16 protein-coding genes are annotated in these 20224 nt (G+C 34.0%); 12 read left to right on the top strand and 4 right to left on the bottom strand.

The window, feature by feature from the left end:
• The first annotated feature begins 4 nt into the window (after window positions 1-4).
• The 3 genes from C8N37_RS03435 (at window position 5) to C8N37_RS03425 (ending at window position 3634) form a co-directional block, all read left to right on the top strand.
• Window positions 5-1102, top strand: a complete 1098-nt coding sequence (locus tag C8N37_RS03435) for a tetratricopeptide repeat protein (RefSeq protein ID WP_108157555.1) — start codon at window positions 5-7, stop codon at window positions 1100-1102.
• A 2-nt stretch (window positions 1103-1104) separates the two neighbouring features.
• Window positions 1105-2274 carry a tetratricopeptide repeat protein gene (locus C8N37_RS03430; protein ID WP_108157554.1) on the top strand — a complete coding sequence of 390 codons (1170 nt, stop codon included), beginning with the start codon at window positions 1105-1107 and terminating at the stop codon, window positions 2272-2274.
• A 286-nt stretch (window positions 2275-2560) separates the two neighbouring features.
• A complete protein-coding gene (locus C8N37_RS03425; protein WP_108157553.1) occupies window positions 2561-3634 on the top strand; it encodes a fatty acid desaturase family protein in 1074 nt (357 codons plus the stop codon).
• A gap of 319 nt (window positions 3635-3953) precedes the next feature.
• Here the strand turns inward: C8N37_RS03425 and C8N37_RS03420 are convergent, their stop codons facing one another.
• Window positions 3954-6527, bottom strand: coding sequence for a TonB-dependent receptor (locus tag C8N37_RS03420; protein WP_108157552.1), 2574 nt, complete (start codon window positions 6525-6527; stop codon window positions 3954-3956).
• A 462-nt stretch (window positions 6528-6989) separates the two neighbouring features.
• Window positions 6990-8456, bottom strand: a complete 1467-nt coding sequence (locus C8N37_RS03415; protein WP_211322182.1) for an aminoacyl-histidine dipeptidase — start codon at window positions 8454-8456, stop codon at window positions 6990-6992.
• 52 nt (window positions 8457-8508) lie between these two features.
• On the opposite strand from C8N37_RS03415, the gene C8N37_RS03410 reads away from it, so the two are divergent.
• From C8N37_RS03410 to C8N37_RS03400, 3 genes are all read left to right on the top strand, one after another.
• A complete protein-coding gene (locus C8N37_RS03410) occupies window positions 8509-9096 on the top strand; it encodes a sugar O-acetyltransferase (RefSeq protein ID WP_108157550.1) in 588 nt (195 codons plus the stop codon).
• 114 nt (window positions 9097-9210) lie between these two features.
• Window positions 9211-10731 carry a DUF3943 domain-containing protein gene (locus C8N37_RS03405; protein WP_244914328.1) on the top strand — a complete coding sequence of 507 codons (1521 nt, stop codon included), beginning with the start codon at window positions 9211-9213 and terminating at the stop codon, window positions 10729-10731.
• Window positions 10732-10741: 10 nt separating this feature from the next.
• The gene (locus tag C8N37_RS03400; protein ID WP_244914327.1) at window positions 10742-11569 is read left to right on the top strand and encodes a DUF4846 domain-containing protein; all 828 of its coding nucleotides are present in this window, start codon (window positions 10742-10744) and stop codon (window positions 11567-11569) included.
• 86 nt (window positions 11570-11655) lie between these two features.
• On the opposite strand, the gene C8N37_RS03395 is transcribed toward C8N37_RS03400, so the two are convergent.
• The gene (locus C8N37_RS03395) at window positions 11656-12093 is read right to left on the bottom strand and encodes a GNAT family N-acetyltransferase (protein ID WP_108157548.1); all 438 of its coding nucleotides are present in this window, start codon (window positions 12091-12093) and stop codon (window positions 11656-11658) included.
• Window positions 12094-12526: 433 nt separating this feature from the next.
• Here C8N37_RS03395 and C8N37_RS03390 point away from each other — a divergent pair, with 433 nt between their 5' ends.
• From C8N37_RS03390 to C8N37_RS03380, 3 genes are read left to right on the top strand one after another with little or no spacing between them, the layout of a single operon-like run.
• Complete coding sequence (locus C8N37_RS03390; protein ID WP_108157547.1) at window positions 12527-13783, top strand: putative DNA modification/repair radical SAM protein; 1257 nt, start codon at window positions 12527-12529, stop codon at window positions 13781-13783.
• Between the two features lies 1 nt (window position 13784).
• Entirely contained in the window at window positions 13785-14549 is a 765-nt protein-coding gene (locus C8N37_RS03385) for a TIGR03915 family putative DNA repair protein (RefSeq protein ID WP_108157546.1), read from the top strand.
• Window positions 14550-14607: 58 nt separating this feature from the next.
• Window positions 14608-14889 (top strand): GNAT family N-acetyltransferase, encoded by a 282-nt coding sequence (locus tag C8N37_RS03380; RefSeq protein ID WP_108157545.1) that lies wholly within the window; start codon window positions 14608-14610, stop codon window positions 14887-14889.
• 236 nt (window positions 14890-15125) lie between these two features.
• Here the strand turns inward: C8N37_RS03380 and leuS are convergent, their stop codons facing one another.
• Window positions 15126-17909, bottom strand: a complete 2784-nt coding sequence (leuS, locus tag C8N37_RS03375) for a leucine--tRNA ligase (protein ID WP_108157544.1) — start codon at window positions 17907-17909, stop codon at window positions 15126-15128.
• A 217-nt stretch (window positions 17910-18126) separates the two neighbouring features.
• On the opposite strand from leuS, the gene C8N37_RS03370 reads away from it, so the two are divergent.
• The 3 genes from C8N37_RS03370 to C8N37_RS03360 are packed head-to-tail and all read left to right on the top strand — an operon-like array spanning window position 18127 to window position 20068.
• Complete coding sequence (locus tag C8N37_RS03370) at window positions 18127-19005, top strand: cell division protein FtsX (protein WP_108157543.1); 879 nt, start codon at window positions 18127-18129, stop codon at window positions 19003-19005.
• Window positions 19006-19007: 2 nt separating this feature from the next.
• Window positions 19008-19238 carry a DUF3098 domain-containing protein gene (locus tag C8N37_RS03365; protein ID WP_108157542.1) on the top strand — a complete coding sequence of 77 codons (231 nt, stop codon included), beginning with the start codon at window positions 19008-19010 and terminating at the stop codon, window positions 19236-19238.
• A gap of 14 nt (window positions 19239-19252) precedes the next feature.
• Window positions 19253-20068, top strand: a complete 816-nt coding sequence (locus C8N37_RS03360; RefSeq protein ID WP_108157541.1) for an undecaprenyl-diphosphate phosphatase — start codon at window positions 19253-19255, stop codon at window positions 20066-20068.
• The last annotated feature ends 156 nt before the right edge of the window (window positions 20069-20224 follow it).

Raw genomic sequence — 20224 nt, 5'->3', positions numbered from 1 at the left:
TAGAATGAGAGCATTATTGACATCATTAATACTGTCAGCTTCAAGTTTAACTGTTGTTGCCCAATCCAATATCAAGGAGGGCAGCAACAGTTTTGCACTTTATACGCAAACTGGAGATATAAAAAATCTCGAAAATGCACGAAAATTTAGTGATGCTGCATTTAAAACTCGAAAAGATTCATCTTCAGTTCGCAATAATATTTTAAGAGGATTAGTTTATAGTTCCTTTGCTGTGGCAGATTCAACAAGAAAACAAAAATATACCCTCGACCCTATTGATGAAAGTTTAAATACATTAAAACTGATCAATAGTAAAAAGGCTTATAAAAATTTTCCCACTGAAGTTGACTATATCAAACAAAATTTAGCAACGGCTTTAATTTACAAATCAAATATTGATTTGAAAAATAACAAGTTTGATGAAGCTTACAAAGGATTTCTTAAAGTAGATTCTCTTGGTTTTAAAAATGCTGACTTAAAATTTAATTTAGCAACATTAGCGGTAAGCAGCAAAAGATATCCTGATGCCATTAAATACTACAATGAATTAATCAAACAGGATTCTCGAAAAGCGCAATATTATCTGGAACTGGCGGCGGTATATGAGAAAATTGGCACCAAGCAAGATGAGCTTAATACATTGACAGCTGGTCGTCAGCAATTTCCTCAAAATAAAGAGATTCTTTTTAAGCTAATCGATATTTATGCTAAAAATGAATCTTATGACGCTGTCTTGCCGATCATTGATGAAGCTATAAAATTGGAGCCTGAAAATGTGGAGTTAAATTATTTAGCGGGTTATGCATATGAAGACGCTAAAGATATTCGAAATGCAAAACAATATTACAATAAGGTTTTGCGTTTAGATGCTAATAATTATCCATCAAATTTAGCTTTAGGACTTATTTATTTGAAAGATTTTCTAAAGTCTAAAACAGACGAAGACAAACAATATGCACAAGCATATCTGCTCAAAGCAAATGAAATTAAACCATATGATGTTAATGCGCTTAAAGCCCTATCGACTTACTACAATGCGATAGAAGATTTTGTACAATTAGATCGTGTGAATATATTATTAAATCAATTAACAGTTAATTAGAGATGAACATTAAATCATTATTATTATTGGCAGCTATTGCATCGGCGGGAACATCTGTTTATGCACAAAAAAATAATGTTAATAAAGCAAAAACTGGTATAGCCAAATTTGAAGAACTGAAAGGCGCAGGTACTCCGCAATTAGCTTTACCGAATTTAAAAACTGCACAAGAAGCTATTGATCTTGCTGTTGTTCATGACAAGACAAAAGATAATGCAGAGGCTTGGACGATCTATTCTTTGGTATATGCTAATTTAGCTAATTTGGATAAATCTACTGAAGCTGCAAAAAAAGCAGAAGATGGAATTGCTAAAGCAAAATCTTTGGATACTGATGGTGCAAATAAAGATAATATCCGAGTGTCGGAACAAGTATTAGGTCAATATAATTTTAATATCGGTGCTGAAGAATATCAAGGTCAAAAATATAAAGAAGCTTACGACTCTTTTGAAAAAGCATTGACATACTTACCTGGTGATACAACATTAATTTACTATGGCGGTATTTCGGCATTACAGGTTAATGATTACGATAAAGCAATTGCAAAATATAAACAATTGATTCCTGTGAAAGAATTTTCTTCTCACAAACAGGTAGTGGTGGATCTTCCAAAATTATATTTATCAGCAAAAGATACCTCTTCAGCATTAGAGTATGCTGCTAAAGCGGTAGAATTATATCCTGAAGATAATGCTGCTGCAGTTCAAAATATCGAGTTCAACTTGATTACTGGACGTGAAAAAGAAATTTTAGCTGGTATCACGGCACAATTAGCAAAAGATCCAAATAACAAAAGTTTAAATTATTATTTAGGTATTGCTAATTCTGCAAATAAAAATGATGCAGCTGCTATTGAAGCTTATAAAAAAGCATTAGCTGTTGACCCTGATTATTTTGAAGCAAATACTAATATCGCAATTACAATGATGAATGGTGTTCGCGAAAAATTGAATATTTTGAATAATGATAGATCGTTAAGTCAAGCAAAATACAATGAAGGTGTTGCGAAGATTAAAGAAGAAATAAAACCTGCTTTAGTGTATTTAACAAAAGCAGTGGAGTTGCAACCTAAAAATGTTGATGCTTTAACAAATCTTAAAAACTATTACGTTTTTATGCAAGATGAAGCAAAAACTTCAGAAATTACAGCTAAAATCAATGCTTTAAACTAACTTATAGCTTGATAATATAAAAGGGATTGCATCAATTTGCAATCCCTTTTATTTGCCTCCTAAAATATTTCTATTCTAGTATCCTATCCAAAATGTAGAATCAAAAACTTGAATCTCAATAAATAATTATATAAGAAGACCAAATTACTTTTTAAAACCTTTAACTTAAATTAACATCATTGAAAAAAATATTTATTACCTTTATACAAATAATAAATTAATCAATTTAAGCTCTGTATGCAAATTTAGTTTTACACTTATTTTTAACCAGAGTTAAACGATCTCAATGAAAACAACAATTAAATTTAATAATGTTAACACATTATTTTCCAAATCTTTAAAGGAAAGAATTAACGACTATTTCAAAACTAATAAAATTCAAAAAACAGGAGAAAAAAGAGTATTAACAAAAGCAATTATCCTGTTTTTAACCGCTATATCTTTCTATATCACATTAGTTGTCATTCAACCACATTGGTTAATCAGTGTTGTTGTTTTAATACTACTCGGCATTAACTTTGCAGCCATTGGCTTCAACGTGATGCATGATGCTGGTCATGATACTTTTTCTAACAGTAAAAGGCTAAACAGCGCTTTGTCTTACAGCCTTAATTTAATGGGTGGCAATATATATTTTTGGAAACTAAAGCATAATATAGCACATCATACTTATACCAATATTGAAGGTGAAGACCATGATATTGATATTAAATTTATGCGCGTGCACAAAGACCAAGAGTTAAAGAAGCATCACTCCTATCAAAAGTATTATTTTATGCTTTTATATAGCATATCTTATTTAGCTTGGATCTTCTACCAAGATTATGAAAAATATTTTCTTGAAGCTATGGGCAGTAGAAAAAAATCATTTGAGTTCCCTTTACGTGAAAAAGTAATATTTTGGGTAAGTAAAATTGTTCACCTGAGTATTTTTATTGTTATCCCTGTTTTAGTTGTTGGTTGGGTGCCTACTTTAGTGGGATTATTAATATCCGGCATTGCATGTGGTATATGTTTGGCCACTGTATTTCAACTCGCTCACGTAGTAACTGAAACAGAATTTGTTGCTTTAGAACAAACAACAGATGCAACTAAAATGGAAAATGAATGGATGATCCATCAGTTGAGCTCTACAGCAAATTTTGCTACAAAAAACAAGTTTTTAACCTGGATATTAGGTGGTTTAAATTATCAGGTTGAGCATCATTTATTCCCAAAGATAAGTCACATACACTATCCTGCCATTAATAAATTGGTCAGAGAAACATGTCAGGAATTTAATGTTAAATACCTGGAATATAAAACATTAAATTCGGCTTTTAAATCACATGTTAGTGTGATACAGTCCATGTCAAGATAGATAAAATTAAAAAGATACAAGAAGGCTAAACAACTATGTTTAGCCTTTTTTTTATACTAATAAAAGCAAGATATAATCAAAAAATCGTAAACATAGAAAGCGGTATGGATATGATAACTATAATAATCTACCTAAAATTAAATATCCACCTGTACCTCATTGTGCCATCATTCTCATAAAGCACTAACAAAAATTATACAGCATCAAATAAAAATAGAACATCATCTATTTTATTAAGATCTAGATTGGTCGATATAAAAAAAGCCGTTGCGATAATTTGCAACGGCTTTTAAGAAGTAAAATTATGTTTTGTATTCGCTTAGAACGTGAATTTCACAGAAGCATTCCATGTACGTCCCCATCCCATCAACACGTAGTTTGAAGTATCAATGCCTTTCCAGTATGTGGCACCTGCTTTAGACTCAACATTTGAAGTAGCTTCAGAAATATACAACTTGTCCAGAACGTTGTTCATATTAACACGGAAACTGATCGCATTTTTTTCACTCACAGCAATTCTATAAGATACACCCGCATCTAACAAATCGTAATCTGGTAATTTCATTGTAGGTGTATTGCTCGGTAATGCACCGTATAATCTTTCGTATCTTCTGTAATCGGCATCTACAGAAAGACCTTTTATGATGAATACTTTAGCACCAACTCCGAATGATGTTTGTGCTGCATCACCCACTTTAACACCTGTTAAATCCCTTACTTTATTTTCTAATACGACGCGATCCTCATTGCGTACGATAGTGTTGGATTCACCATCATATACCCACTTACCTACTGAACCGAAACCCTTCAATTGTAAGAAAGAAAAAGGACGTGTCAATAATTCCAATTCTACACCTTGATGGTCCTGTTTTACACCATAGTTTGTATTGTAAATAAGACTACCAACTTGAACTAAGTCAGCTCCATATTTATCCACTTCTTTTTGAGTAGCAGTAAAAGAACTACCAGTTGTACGGTCAGCCCAAGTTGTGCGGTACGCATTTACACTTACATCAAAGTATCTCGAATTATATTTATAACCTAATTCTAATCCTAAGATTTTTTCATTAACAGCATATGGATTAACATCATTTTTGTAGTTCATGAAGATATTATTTTGGTAAGGCTGACGTGAATAATATCCCGCATTACCAAATAACGTATGACCACCTAATGTATAACTTAATCCTCCTTTAGCATTATATCCAAAATTGTTAACAGATTCTGATTTACCTTCACCGATTTTGTATAAAAATACATCATTACGGCTATTGTGCTGTTGCGATACCGATCCTTGCGCAAATGCTGTGAAACCATCCTTCGCATATTCGATCTGGCCAAACAAACCCGCGTAACGAATAATTTGTTCGTAATCCCAAGCTAAACGATCTTTAGCATCAGTCGGTTTATCAGACCATGTCTTCCAAGGATTTGTGGAGTATTGATTTGAAGTAACGGTCAATCCAGGTAAATTTACATTGTCTTTATGTGATATACTTGGAGCTCCTAATAAATCTGTAACTTGTCGATAGTGCTCTCCTTTGTAGTCTCGTAAATCAAATCCAATATTAAAGTTTAAATTATCGTTTAATTTACGGTTGTAGTTAGAAACTACACCATACCATTGGTGATTATTAACATCAGCAGCTAAATAAGGAACTTTTTCTTTAGAAGCATCATTACGTAGTGACTGACCGCCACCACGAGCCATAGAAGCATATACAACCGTTGACAATGATGATTTATCATCAATTGTCCAATCCCAGTTTAAATTAGCAACTGGTTTATGATAATAGTTTTTACGTGGGTTAGTCTCTACCCCGTTGATCATTTTTATATTATCATTATATTTTCTTCCTTCTTTCAAGAAGTTAGATAATTCAGAAGTATAACCTTGATTGTGCCACTGAGGAGCACCTGTCACCATTAGATTTAAGTTGTGCTTCTCGTTTACCTTATAACCAACAGATAAAAAATAGTTTTGACCGGCACCTTCAGTACCTTTCATGTACCCATTCCCTTGCCATCCTGTAACCATTGCTGAGACAGCGAATCCACTTTTCATTAAACCTGTGTTATAGGCTATGGTTGATTTCACAAACATATCATTACCGATCGTTGTCTTAATAAAACCACTTTGTTTCATATCTGTCGACTTAGTAACAAAGTTTGTTGTACCACCAACAGAAGAAATCGCTAATTTTGAGGACCCTAAACCACGTTGAATTTGAACAAGAGAAGCAATATCTGTCAAACCACTCCAGTTAGACCAAAAAACACGACCATTGTCCATACCATTGATCGGTTGGCCATTTAATAAGAAGGCAGTATTAGATTGATCGAATCCGCGAGTAGTCATCGAAGACTCTCCAAAACCACGCGCTTGACTTGTCACATAAACAGATGGAGTATTGGCCAAAGTCGCTGTGATATCTTGTGCACCTACTTTCTCTTCAATTTCTTGTTGAGAAATAGTTGAAACAGCAATCGGCGTTTTACGATCTTCAGCAATGTCAATCAAACCACGACCTACCACAACAACTTCACCCAAATTTGTTGAAGATGATTCTGCAAAAACAGGGTCTAAATGTAGTGCTTCACCGGCTTTCAAGAACACATTTTCGTAAACAAGGGTTTTTTGACCAATGTAAGTAACCTCAATTTTGTAAGGCCCCCCCTCTTGAAGATTTACGATGTTAAATTGTCCGTTAGAATCTGCCGATCCGCTGAAGGTGGCTCCGCTTGACTGGTGTGTAACTTTAATGGTTGCACCTGTCGTTGTTTGTCCAGTAGATTGTTTGACAACCCCTGTAACACTACTTGTTGTTGTTTGTGCATGGATTGTGCCATAACTTGCAACAGCAAGAGCAAAAAAAAGTAGAGACTTTTTCATGTAAGATGTGTTTGATATAGTTTTGATGGTGCAAAAGTAAAATTCCCACACCTATTTAACTAATTTTAACATCAATTGCATGTGTTAAAACATGCTTTTTGTTGCGTCAAATTTTAACAAAAACACATAAAAAACGCAGATAAGCTAAAAAATAAATACTAGATCATTCTAGTTATTATGGATTTGAACATAAATTCCAACCATATATGAATCAATAGCAATTTTATCCAGAATAAAATTTTGTCTTTTTTGAATAAATATAAAAACAAATGGAATGAATGGAAATTCGATGAAGACAGAAGGAAATATTGGGTAGTACTATCTATCTAAGGAATGAGTAAACATATATGGTTATATCTACAACTCTAAAAGTAAATTTAAAAAATCTTTGTCAAAATAACAATAGACAAAAATAAAAAAGGCTTAAAAATTAATTTAAGCCTTTTCATAAGAACTAATATATTACTTCTTTGGAATTTCCTTCAAGATTTGTTTTACAAATTCCCAGTATTTTTGAACAGAAGAAATAGATACTCTTTCTGCTGGAGAATGAGCCCCTAAAATAGTTGGTCCAAAAGATATCATATCCATGTCTGGATAATTTTTACCTAATATTCCACACTCCAATCCAGCATGACAAGCCACCACTTTTGGTTCCTCCTGATGCTGTTCTATATAAATACGCTTTAATACTTCTAAGATTTCAGAATTTGCATTGGGAGTCCAACCTGGATATGAACCAGAAAATTCGACGTCAAATCCTGCTAAAGAGAAAGTTGCTTCTAAAGATTGCGCCAAATCTATTTTAGAACTTTCAACAGATGATCTTGTTAAGCATTTTACACTGATTTTACCGTCGGCAACACTTACCTTGGCAATATTATTAGAAGTTTCCACTAAATCGTCGAAATCAGCGCTGATCCGATATACGCCATTTTGGGCAGCGTAAACAGCATTGATCAGTTGTTCTTGATCATGAGCTGAAATCACCTGAGCGGGAACTTGTGTTAGTTTTTCAACAGTGATTGTCAAACCAGCATCTACCGTTTTAAACTCAGCTTGAATATCAGCTATTAAAGGCGCTAGATCTGATGCAAAATGATCTTCATGTTCTGAAGAAACAATCACTTTGGCAACCGATTCACGAGGGATTGCGTTACGTAAGCTTCCGCCATTTAAAGTTGCAATCTGTAAACCAAATTCTTCATAGGATTTATACAACAAACGGTTCATAATTTTATTTGCATTACCCAACCCTTTGTGAATCTCAATCCCAGAATGGCCACCATTAAGTCCTTTGACAGCGATTTCAAAAGCCACTGCTCCAGAAGGGCTTGCTTCTTCAAGGTAAGATTTAGATGCCGTTACATCAATTCCTCCTGCACAACCAATATCAATTTCATCATCTTCTTCGGTGTCCAGATTTAATAAAATTTCTCCTGTTAAAACTCCTCCCTGCAACCCCATTGCACCAGTCATACCCGTTTCTTCATCAATTGTAAATAAAGCTTCGATAGCAGGATGTGACAAATCTTTGGATGCTAATATTGTCATAATCGTGGCTACACCAATTCCATTATCCGCACCTAAGGTGGTCCCATTAGCTCTAACCCAATCTCCATCAACAAACATATCGATTCCTTGGGTATCAAAGTCAAAAATAGTATCATTGTTTTTCTGATGTACCATATCTAAATGAGATTGCAGAACTACTGTTTTACGATCTTCCATTCCTGGAGTCGCAGCTTTTCTCATCAAAACATTTCCAACATGATCCTCAGTAACTTCTAATCCCAATTTTTCACCAAAATCTATCATAAATGCGATAACACGTTCTTCTTTCTTAGAAGCACGAGGAACTGCATTCAATGCAGAAAAATTTGCCCACAACTCCTGAGGAGTTAGAGCTTCTAAATTATTATTTGTCATAATTTTTTCTATTTCAATAACAAAGTTAGTTTTTTTGAAGTAATTTCGACCCATGGATAATAAGAATCTAAGGAATCAATTCTATCGCGAATCTGGAAAAGAACTTTTCGAAAAAAGACTCCATGCAAAAATACAGATTAAAAAATTTAATGATACCGAGCCAAAATCTTTTAAGGAAAGACAACTCCTCATTAAAAATCTATTAAAAACAAAATCCAATCGTTTCTTTATCGAAGCTCCATTTTATTGCGACTATGGATTCAATATTTCAATAGATGATAATTTTTTCGCTAATTATAACTGCACTTTACTTGACTCAGCTCCTATTACCATCGGTAAAAATGTTTTATTTGGACCGCATGTATCGTTATTTACTTCAACACACGCGATTCATCCAGAGGACCGTGCAAAAGGTTGGCAATGTTCAAAATCTATCACGATAGCTGACAATGTTTGGTTAGGTGGGCATGTTATCGTCAATCCGGGTGTAAACATTGGAGAAAACAGCATTATTGGTTCAGGATCAGTTGTGACCAAAGATATTCCTGCCAATGTCATTGCTGCTGGTAATCCGTGCAAAATTATTAGGAATATTACCGAAGCTGATAGACTTGAAATTAAAGAATCTACTAATTTTTAATCAAATTTTGGTCAAATTAATTGTATTTCAATAATATTTTTAGGCTTTAAATTTAAAACTATTTAAGTTTATTACTTGTTTATGAATTTAAGCCTGATATATGACATGTTTAAAATGACGAAAATTAGATTTCTATCCTTATATGTAACAATGCTATTTGTACAGTTCCTGCTTTCAACGCAAACTATACATGCCCAGGAGTATGTTCAGGAATATGTAGATACGGTTAATAATTTCGAGCCATTACAGGATAAAATTCCATCTGCTACAACTAAAAACAGTAAAAGTATCATAACTTCTTCTACAGTTACTCATGGAAATTACCAACTTCCTAATTATCAAGACACCATCAATCATAATCCGCGTAAACATTTTGCTAGGGCAGCAACCGAATGGTTTATGTTTCAGGCATTACCGGCTTCATTCAATTATTTCATCAGAAAAGATCCATACTCGCATATCACGCTAAATAATTGGTTTAAACATCTAAAACCAAACGCATGGGAATGGGATGATAATGCCTTTGCGACAAACCAAATTGCACATCCCTATCATGGGCAATTGTATTTTAATGCGTTCAGATCAAATAATTATAGTTTCCTACAGTCCTCTGCCGCCACTTTAGCGGGAAGCTTTATTTGGGAAACCGCTGGTGAAACACAAGCTCCTTCGATCAACGATTTAGTTAACACCACCTATGGCGGTATTATATTAGGTGAAATCACCCACCGTATTTCACAAAATGTACTATCTAGACCGACAAGCTCATTAGCAGAACGACAAGGAAAAGAAGTATTAGCTTTTTTTATTAATCCTGTTAATGGTTTAAATCGCCTATTGGACGGACGTTGGGGAAGAGTCGTAAAAGGTTCTGTGATCGATTCCTCAAAAGTTAGAGCTGAAGTCGATTTTGGTTTCCGACGCTTTGACACAAAAGATCTGGATATTATCACGAAAGGAAAAACAGATTATTTTGTCCGGTTAAGCTTGATTTATTCCAATGATGATATTGAAAACAAGAAACCTTTTGATGATTTTTATGTTAATCTGGAAGTCGGCGGTGACGATAGTTCATTTGTCAACACCGTCAATGTATATGCCTCACTTTACGGAAAACGTGTACTAAAAAATCTACCAGGAAGGCATCTCGGAGTTTTGTCTGCAAATTATGATTTTTACCATAATGAAGCTTTTTTCTATGGAGCACAAAGTATGAACTATAATGTCATATCGACCTTTAGTTTGGGTGGTAAGAATCGTTTAACAACAACCTTAGGAGGTGGACCGGTGATATTAGCTGCAGTACCAGATCCCTACCTCCTTTTTGGAGAAAGCCGAAATTACAATTATGGACCAGGTATCGATGTCCGCGGTTCGGGGGAAATCAGTGTGCTGAATAGATTTAAGTTTGGAGCACAGTACCATGGAGGCTATTTCGTCACCCTGAGCGGCAACGAATCCCACTATTTTTTACATACAGCTTCCATCAGTGGAAGTCTTCGTTTGCTGAAAAACTTTTCATTAAACATGAATTCTGGCTATTTTAGATTAGAAGGGAACTTCAAAGACTATCCTGATGTTGATAAAAGTTATCCATTTGCCCGTTTTTCACTAGGTTATAATGTTTTATTTTAGCATCAAGGTAATGAATATATTGTGTATTATTTCTATTTGTTTCATGCTGACCTACTGTACTGCATCTTCCAATCAAAATAAATTGAAAGATAAGTCCGAACAATTGCATATGGTTGATGGCTATAATCAGCAATTGGTAGATGCCGAGGGAAAAATCATTAAAGATAGATTCAAACCTCCGGTTGGCTACGAAAGGATAAATTATAAAAAAAATGAATTTGGTTATTTCTTACAGCAGCTCCCCGTCAAATCTATAGATAAACTCGTGACCTATTATAATGGAAGGACTAAAGATAGAAGAGATATTTATGCAAGTGTGATTGATCTGCCTATAGGAAAAAGAGACCTACATCAATGTGCAGATGCTGTTATGAGACTGCGAGCTGATTATTTATATCAAAATAAGAAATATAATGATATTCATTTCAATTTCCTGTCCGATGGCAAGCCGAGGTATTATAATAAATTTGCAAATGGGGACTATTCCTATTCAACATACTGGAAGTACTTAGAATATATTTTCGCCTATGCTAACACTGCATCTCTTCATGATGAATTGTCGACAGTTAAATCGATGGATGACGTGCGAATAGGAGATACTTTTGTTCAGAAAGGAAATCCTATCGGCCATGCTATCGTGGTTGTAGATCTGGTAATAAATCCCAAAACAGGTCAAAAATTAGTATTAATGGCACAAAGTTACATGCCTGCGCAAGAATTACAAATCATCAATAATCCCATTAACAAATCTATAAGTCCTTGGTATGCCCTATCTGGTGAAGTTATACGAACACCAGAATGGAAATTCTATTCTGAAAATTTAAAAACGTGGAATTAGGTCTATACATTGTTTAACACATGACGGCATCATACTCCCATAGATAAACCTATTTTGATATCGATACTAGCTCATATCAAATAGTATCATGCTAGATCGGCGGTTAAACAAATTTGCATGCGGACATATGCAAGCGTTCCCTTAAAAAAAGGTTGCCCTTTCTCTTCCATACCAAATTTTTTATAAAATGAAACTGCCTCTACTCGCGCATCACAATAAAGTGTACTACCTTTCCATAGCACACAAAAGTCAAAAACAGACTGTAGCAATGCAGTGCCTATACCATATCCTTGAAATTTAGGTATTACGGCAAATTTCCTAAATTGATAAGTCTCTTTATCAACCTCAAAAACAGAAATAACACCAACCAACTCCCCTTCTACGCTAGCAGCAAAGTGTGTTCCATCAAAATCTTCATCAACCATCACATCTTTTAGTGAACCCTTAGGATATAATGCCTGTTGACGAATTCTCCATGTCCGCGAGGCAATCACTTGCTCTATATAAATTTGGTCATTTTCCATCTAAATAAGTTGATAATTCAATAATCGGACAATAATCATTACATTATAATTCAATCATGCTTCTATTTTTACTATAAGCTCTATCAAAATTGGAATGAATCAATCAAAATAATTATGACATTTGAATTGAATAGCTCAATATACGTGAATTGCATTCAAAAAAGTAAAATCAGTAATCTGAATTTAATTTTTTTTATCTTTTTAAAACCAAGGCATTTTCTATTTTAAATACAAGAAATAAACTAGAGCTGTTATTTAATAGTATATCTAAAATTAATAATCGTATATAAAAAACACAAAATATAATTTAGGCTTTGTGTGACTTACAATGATGTAAATAGGTAAGTTAAATTAATCAATGTATTGCATTAAATTATGTGAAAACCTCTAGATATCTAAAAATATTAGTACATTTACTAAAATAAATAGATTTATGTCAGATCGTATATTTCAAAAACTTAATATTTTAGCAGACGCAGCCAAATATGACGTAAGCTGCAGTTCTAGTGGTAGCAATAGGGCTAATAAAAATAAAGGTCTGGGCAATGCTAATCAAGGAGGGATTTGTCATTCTTATACAGAAGATGGACGATGTGTCTCCTTATTAAAAATCTTATTGACTAACCACTGCATTTATGATTGCGCTTACTGTGTATCAAGAAAAAGCAATGATATAGAGCGTGCTGCCTTTACTGTACAAGAGGTGGTAGATCTGACCATCAATTTTTATCGTAGAAACTATATTGAAGGTTTATTTTTAAGTTCAGGCATTTTTAAAAACGCAGACTATACAATGGAAAGGTTGGTTTCCATAGCTAAAAAGTTGAGATTAGAACATAAATTCAACGGCTATATTCATCTAAAGACTATTCCAGGGGCTAGTGATGAACTTGTACATCAAGCAGGTTTATATGCTGATCGTCTCAGCATCAATTTAGAAATACCTACAAAAGAAGGGCTTAAACTCTTAGCTCCAGATAAAAATCGTGAAGATATGATTGTCCCTATGCGTTATCTGAAAAATGAAATCATAAGAACAAATGAAGAACGAAAGATCATCAAATCGACACCTACCTTTGCTCCTGCTGGACAAAGTACACAGATGATCATTGGCGCATCGGGCGAATCTGATAAACATATTATTCAGACTGCTCAGCATTTTTATAAAAATTTTAACCTAAAACGTGTTTATTACTCGGGCTATGTTCCGATATCTTACGATAAGAGACTGCCTGAGATCGGTTCTGCAGTACCTATGGTTAGAGAAAACAGATTATACCAATCCGATTGGCTATTGCGTTTTTACGGTTTTAATGCCGACGAAATTGTTAATGATACTCATCCACTACTTGATCTCGATATTGATCCTAAATTAAGTTGGGCATTACGCAATCAACATGTATTTCCTATTGATATCAATAAAGCTGATTATAATGCTGTAGTTCGTATCCCGGGCATTGGAGTTCAATCAGCTAAGAAAATCATCATGGCTAGACGATTTGGCCCCTTACGCATAGAAAATCTCCAAAAGTTAGGAGTTGCGATCAATCGTGCGAAATATTTCATCACTTGTCTTGGATTTCAACAAATATATGCTGATAAATCAGGAGCAAATATCAAACAGTACATATTAGCACAATCAACTAGTAAATACATCAAAAATAATACGCAACAATTAACCTTATTTTAAGATGCTCAAAACACTTATTTATGATGGTACATGGCCAGGATTGATCACCTGTGTATTTTGTTCTTTCGAATACAAATGGCAGATTGAGACTATCCAACAAAATAATCAGAACATACAGTCCGGCTTATTCGTTACTTCAGAAACAGTAATAACAGATGATGTTAAGGTTAAACGCGTTCTTTTAGGATTAGAGAAAAAAATAGGAATTCAAGGAATTAAAGAGCTTTACTACGTATTTCTTTCAGAGTTAAAAAATATGGAACTCCTCATACTTCGAAGTATTGTTTATTACTTTAAACCGAATAATAAACCAAATCTTAATTACGCAAATGATGATATTTTACAAATAAAAAAAATTGTAAAATCTGTTTCAAGGGAAAGACATCGCGTTAAAGCATTTGTTAGATTTCAAAAGATGAAAGATGGATTATACTTTGCGAATCTGGAGCCCGACTTTAATGTATTACCCTTAATTGTTAATTTTTTTAAAGATCGTTATGCCGATCAAAAATGGCTTATCTACGATTTAAAAAGAAATTACGGTATTTACTATGATTTAGAGCAGATTACGGAGGTTAAGTTTAGTCATACATTAGATAAAAATCATGTTTCAATTCAATTAGATGATGATGAATTACACTATAGTTACCTATGGAAAAATTACTTTGATGCTGTTAATATAAAAGAACGGAAAAATACAAAACTGCATGTTAAAAGTTTACCAAAACGCTATTGGAAATATTTAAATGAAAAAAAATTATTATAAAAATCTTAATTTTAAAAAACCAAAGACAGAAATTAGCTGTTTATTTAAATAAAAAGAGATGACTATAAAAAATATTGAAGACGAAAAGAAAGGTCAAATAATCGCGGAATTAGACGGAAGAGAAGCTGGTATTATGGAATATACCTGGGCAGGAGAAGATAAATTTATCATTGACCATACAGAAGTATATCCAGAATTTAACGGCAATGGTGTAGGTAAAAAAATGGTTTTGGAAGCAGTAGATTATGCCCGTAAAAAAAATGTTAAAATTATGCCGCTTTGTCCCTTTGCAAAATCTGTATTTGACAGAACTGAAGCTTTTCAAGATGTGTTGTTTTAAAAACCAGATCTAGGGTATCAATGAAAGCGTATGATAGTGAGTAAACTGATGAATAGAAATTGAATAGAAATAAAGGCTGTTAAAAAAACGTTACCCTGATCACTTTCGTAGAGCAAAACACATCTATTTAATAAACAGAGGTCAGGAAACATAATGTAACAACAATATATAATTCTAAAAAAAGCCGCTTTTGAATAATTCAAAAGCGGCTTTTTTTAGAATATCTATTACCCTGATTAAACGACTATATTGATAATCTTACCTTTTACAAAAATTAACTTCTTCAAAGCTTTTCCATCCATAAAACGCTTGACATCTTCATTCGACAAAACAATTTCTTCAACAGCTTTCGCATCCAGATCCAATGCTAATAAAAGATTCATTTTCATTTTACCATTGATCGATACGGGATAAGCAAATTCAGATTCAACTAAATAATCAGAAACAAATGTCGGATATGTTGCGTACGAGATCGATCCATCTTCTTTTCCCAGTAAAGACCATAACTCTTCTGAGATATGTGGTGCATAAGGTTGAAGTACGATAACCAGTTGCTCTAAAATGGCACGCTTATTACATTTGAGATCAGTAAGCTCATTGACACAAATCATAAAAGCTGAAACAGATGTATTGAATGAAAAACGTTCAATATCATCCTCGGCCTTTTTAATGATCTTATGTAAAGCTTTATATTCAGCTTTCGTAGGTTCATCATTTGATACCTTAAAGTTACCTTCAGCATCATGAAATAAACGCCACACCTTTTTTAGGAACTTATATACCCCCTCAATACCATTTGTATTCCAAGGTTTCGCTTGCTCCAATGGGCCTAAGAACATTTCATATAAACGAAGCGTATCTGCACCATATGTCTCAATGATATCGTCAGGATTAACGACATTGAATTTTGATTTAGACATTTTCTCCACTTCCGTTCCACAAATATATTTACCATCTTCCAATATAAATTCGGCAGCGGCATAATCTGGTCTCGAAGCTTTGAATTTCTCCAAATTCAAGATATCATTTACTACAATATTAACATCTACGTGTAATGGAGTGGTATTATATTGATCTTTCAATCCGTAAGAAACAAAGGTATTTGTCCCCTTACCCTCATCACTTAATAAACGGTACACAAAGTTAGAACGTCCCTGAATCATTCCTTGATTGATTAATTTTTTAAAAGGCTCTTCCTCATTGTGAAAACCTAAATCTTTCAAGAATTTATTCCAGAATCGCGAGTATAACAAGTGACCTGTAGCATGCTCAGAACCACCGATATATAGATCGACAGACTTCCAGTAATCGACAGCTTCTTTAGAAGCAAAAGTCTGCTCATTTTGAGGATCCATATAACGGAACCAGTACCAAGAAGAACCAGCCCATCCTGGCATTGTACTCAATTCATAATCGTATTGATCTTCATACTTCCAGTTTTCTGCACGTCCTAATGGAGGTTCGCCAGTTTCTGTTGGCAAATATTTATCTACCTCAGGTAATAACAATGGAAGCTCCTCTTCTTTAATCAAGTAAGGCAATCCATTTTTAAAGTAAACCGGAACCGGCTCTCCCCAGTAACGCTGACGACCAAAGATCGCATCGCGCATACGGTAATTAATTTTAGCCTTTCCTAATTTTAGCTCTTCCAATTTCGCGATTACAGCAGTAACACCATCTTGATAGTTCATACCGTTCATGAAATCAGAGTTGATATATTTACCCTCTTTATTTGGATCCGCTTCCTCCTCGATCTGCTGTGAATCAGAAATTTGTACAATAGGCAGATTAAAATGCTTAGCGAACAGATAATCTCGCTGATCTCCAGAAGGTACTGCCATCACAGCCCCAGTTCCGTAGCTTGCCAATACATAATCAGCAATCCAAATCGCAACATCTTCTCCCGTGATCGGATGTTTTGCATATGAACCTGTAAAAGCACCAGATACCGTTTTGGTATCAGACATACGGTCTAATTCAGATTTTTTACTTGTTCTATCAATATATGCGCTGATGTCAGTCTGTTGCTCATCAGTCGTTAATTTTGAAACCAATTCATGTTCCGGTGCCAACACAACAAATGAAACACCAAAGATTGTATCTACACGTGTCGTGAAAACTTCAATATTTGTATCTAATTGTGGAACTGGAAACTTCACTAAAGCACCAACAGACTTTCCAATCCAGTTACGTTGCATCTCGACTAAGGGTTCAGGCCAGTCAACAAGATCCAATCCCTGCAACATACGATCAGCATATGCTGTGATACGCATAGACCACTGCATCATTTTCTTTTGTTCTACAGGAAATCCCCCTCTTTCAGAAAAGCCATTGATCACTTCATCATTAGCAAGTACAGTTCCCAATGCAGCACACCAGTTAACAGTACTTTCACGTAAATAAGCAATACGGTATTTCAACAACTCACGCTGTTGCTTCTCTTCATCAAATGCAAGCCACTCTGCTGCTGTAAACGACAAGACATCATCATCAGAAACTGCATTAATTCCTTTTGAACCAACTGTTTCAAAACAGCTAACTAAAGTATCTATTAACTCTGCTTTATTCGATTCATTGTTATACCAGGAATTGAACAATTGCATAAAAATCCATTGCGACCACTTGTAGTACGAAGGATCAGAAGTACGTACTTCTCTACTCCAATCAAAAGAAAAACCGATGTTATCCAATTGTTCACGGTAGCGACTTATATTAGCCTCAGTCGTGATTGCCGGATGCTGTCCCGTTTGGATTGCATATTGCTCCGCAGGTAGACCGAATGAATCATATCCCATGGGATGTAAAACATTAAAACCTTTTAAACGTTTATATCTTGAAAAAATATCCGAAGCGATATAGCCAAGTGGATGACCGACGTGCAAACCAGCTCCAGAAGGATAAGGAAACATATCTAAAACATAATATTTCGGTTTTTCATGTGTATCCGCTGATTTGAATGTTTCATGATCGGCCCAAAATTTTTGCCACTTTTTTTCTAACGATTTGTGATTGTACTCCATTTTTGTATTGAGGAATTTTGTAAGACTTGCGAAATTACGATTTTAATGGGGAATTGTAAGAAAAGTTTTGTAGTTTAAACAATAAATGATAGTATTGAAAAGTTAATTACAAAGGATATAGCGAATTTTTGCACTTTCGAAATAAAGTTATTACAAGATTAATTCGAATTAATCCCCTCAAATCATTACTTTCGCAAATAAATTTTTATTGCTTATTATGTCAGAATACGAATCAAGCACGCAAAAAAGAAAAACAAAATCAGTTTACGTCTCTACTGTTATCAGTATAGCACTGGTCCTTTTAGTGACTGGATTGTTAGGTTTATTACTTGTTCACGCAAAGAATTTATCCAAATATGTAAAAGAAAACATTGTTTTAAATGTTATCGTTAACGATGGTACTAACGAAGGTGATGTTCTTTCATTGCAAAAAGATCTAGAGAAGGATAATTATGTTTTACGCTCAGAGTATATCAGCAAAGAACTTGCAGCGAAATCTTTAAAAGAAGATTTGGGTGAAGATTTTGTTCAGTACTTAGGGCACAATCCACTACTTCCTTCTATTGATGTTTATATGAAGGAAGATTATGCAAACTCCGACAGTATTAAAACTTTTATTGAAAAAATATCGCGAAACAACAGAATCAAAGAAGTGGTTTATCAAGAATCACTTATTGATATGGTGAATAAAAATGTGCGGATCATCAGTATTGTTGTATTGGCATTTGCGGCAATTTTATTGGTAATTGCAGTAGCATTGATCAACAACACGATACGTTTAGCGATTTACTCACAAAGATTTCTAATCAAGAGTATGCAATTAATTGGAGCTACAAAAAACTTTATACGTAAGCCATTTATTACTTATGGTATCATACATGGTCTATTAGGCTCATTAATAGCAATCTTATTATTGATATTTACATTAAAATTTGCACAACAGCAAATTCCTGAATTGGTATTTTTAAGAAATTGGTATGAGTTTGCAGCTATTTTTATTGTAGTTATCGCAATCGGAATTCTAATTTCTGGCCTAAGTACATACTTTGCCGTAACCAAATATTTAAAAGCAAAATCTAACGATTTATACAGTTAAAAATGGCTCAAATCAAAAAATCTGAATCGACAAACAAAAGTGCTTTTGTTTTCGGAAAATTGAATTATCAATTATTTATTGTCAGTATTATTATTGTTATCATTGGTTTTTTCCTAATGAGCGGTAATACAGATATCTATAGTTTTACTAAAATCACGTTAGCTCCCATAGTCATAGTACTTGGTTTTGCTTTAGGCTTTGTAGCCATTCTTTACAAACCAAAATCTAAATAAAACAATACTAGACTATGTCGTTATTTGAAGCTGTCCTTCTAGCGATTATTGAAGGATTAACTGAATATCTTCCCATATCATCAACAGCCCACATGGGCTTTACTGCAGCTTTAATGGGTATGCAGGAAAGTGAATACCTCAAAATGTTTCAAGTGTCTATCCAATTTGGCGCTATCCTTTCCATCGTAGTTCTCTATTGGAAGAAATTTTTTGATATAAAAAATATCCAACTTTATTATAAATTAGCCATTGCTGTTATTCCGGCATTGGTTCTAGGAAAACTATTGGACGATAAAATAGAAGCTGTATTAGGTAATCAGATCGCTATCTCGACAGTACTGGTCCTAGGAGGTGTTGTCTTGCTATTTGTTGACAAATGGTTCAAGAATCCAACAATCTTGGACGAAAGAGAAATTCCAATTAAGAAAGCATTAATTATCGGTTTCTGGCAATGTCTAGCTATGATGCCCGGCACCTCTCGATCAGCTGCATCTATTATTGGTGGACTGACTCAAGGATTAGACCGAAGAGCTGCAGCAGAGTTTTCATTCTTCTTAGCAGTTCCTACCATGCTTGCTGTAACCGTTTACTCCGTATTTGTTAAAACTTGGGGCGAAGGTACAGCACATGCACAGAAAGGCTATGAAATGATATTTGCCACCAATGAAAATATCATTGTTTTTATAGTGGGTAACGTCGTTGCCTTCATCGTTGCTATGATAGCGGTTAAATCATTTATTACCGTATTAACGAAATATGGATTTAAATTTTGGGGCTGGTACCGTATTATTATAGGTATCGCTTTATTGGTATTTTTCTGGAATAACTAAGACATTTGACGCTACGCTTACTATTTAAATACAAGTGCGAAAAATAATATTAGTAGCTTTGCAAAAAAAACACAAAATCAACTTGACTTTGTTATGTCAAATACTTGTTTTAAAAGGATTTAACAAATGAAAACAAAATCAATGATCTAGTGCAAT

It is taken from the genome of Sphingobacterium faecium, from assembly GCF_003054045.1.
In the GTDB taxonomy this organism is placed as follows: Bacteria; Bacteroidota; Bacteroidia; order Sphingobacteriales; family Sphingobacteriaceae; genus Sphingobacterium; species Sphingobacterium faecium.
This window is presented reverse-complemented; position numbering and strand designations above follow the sequence as displayed.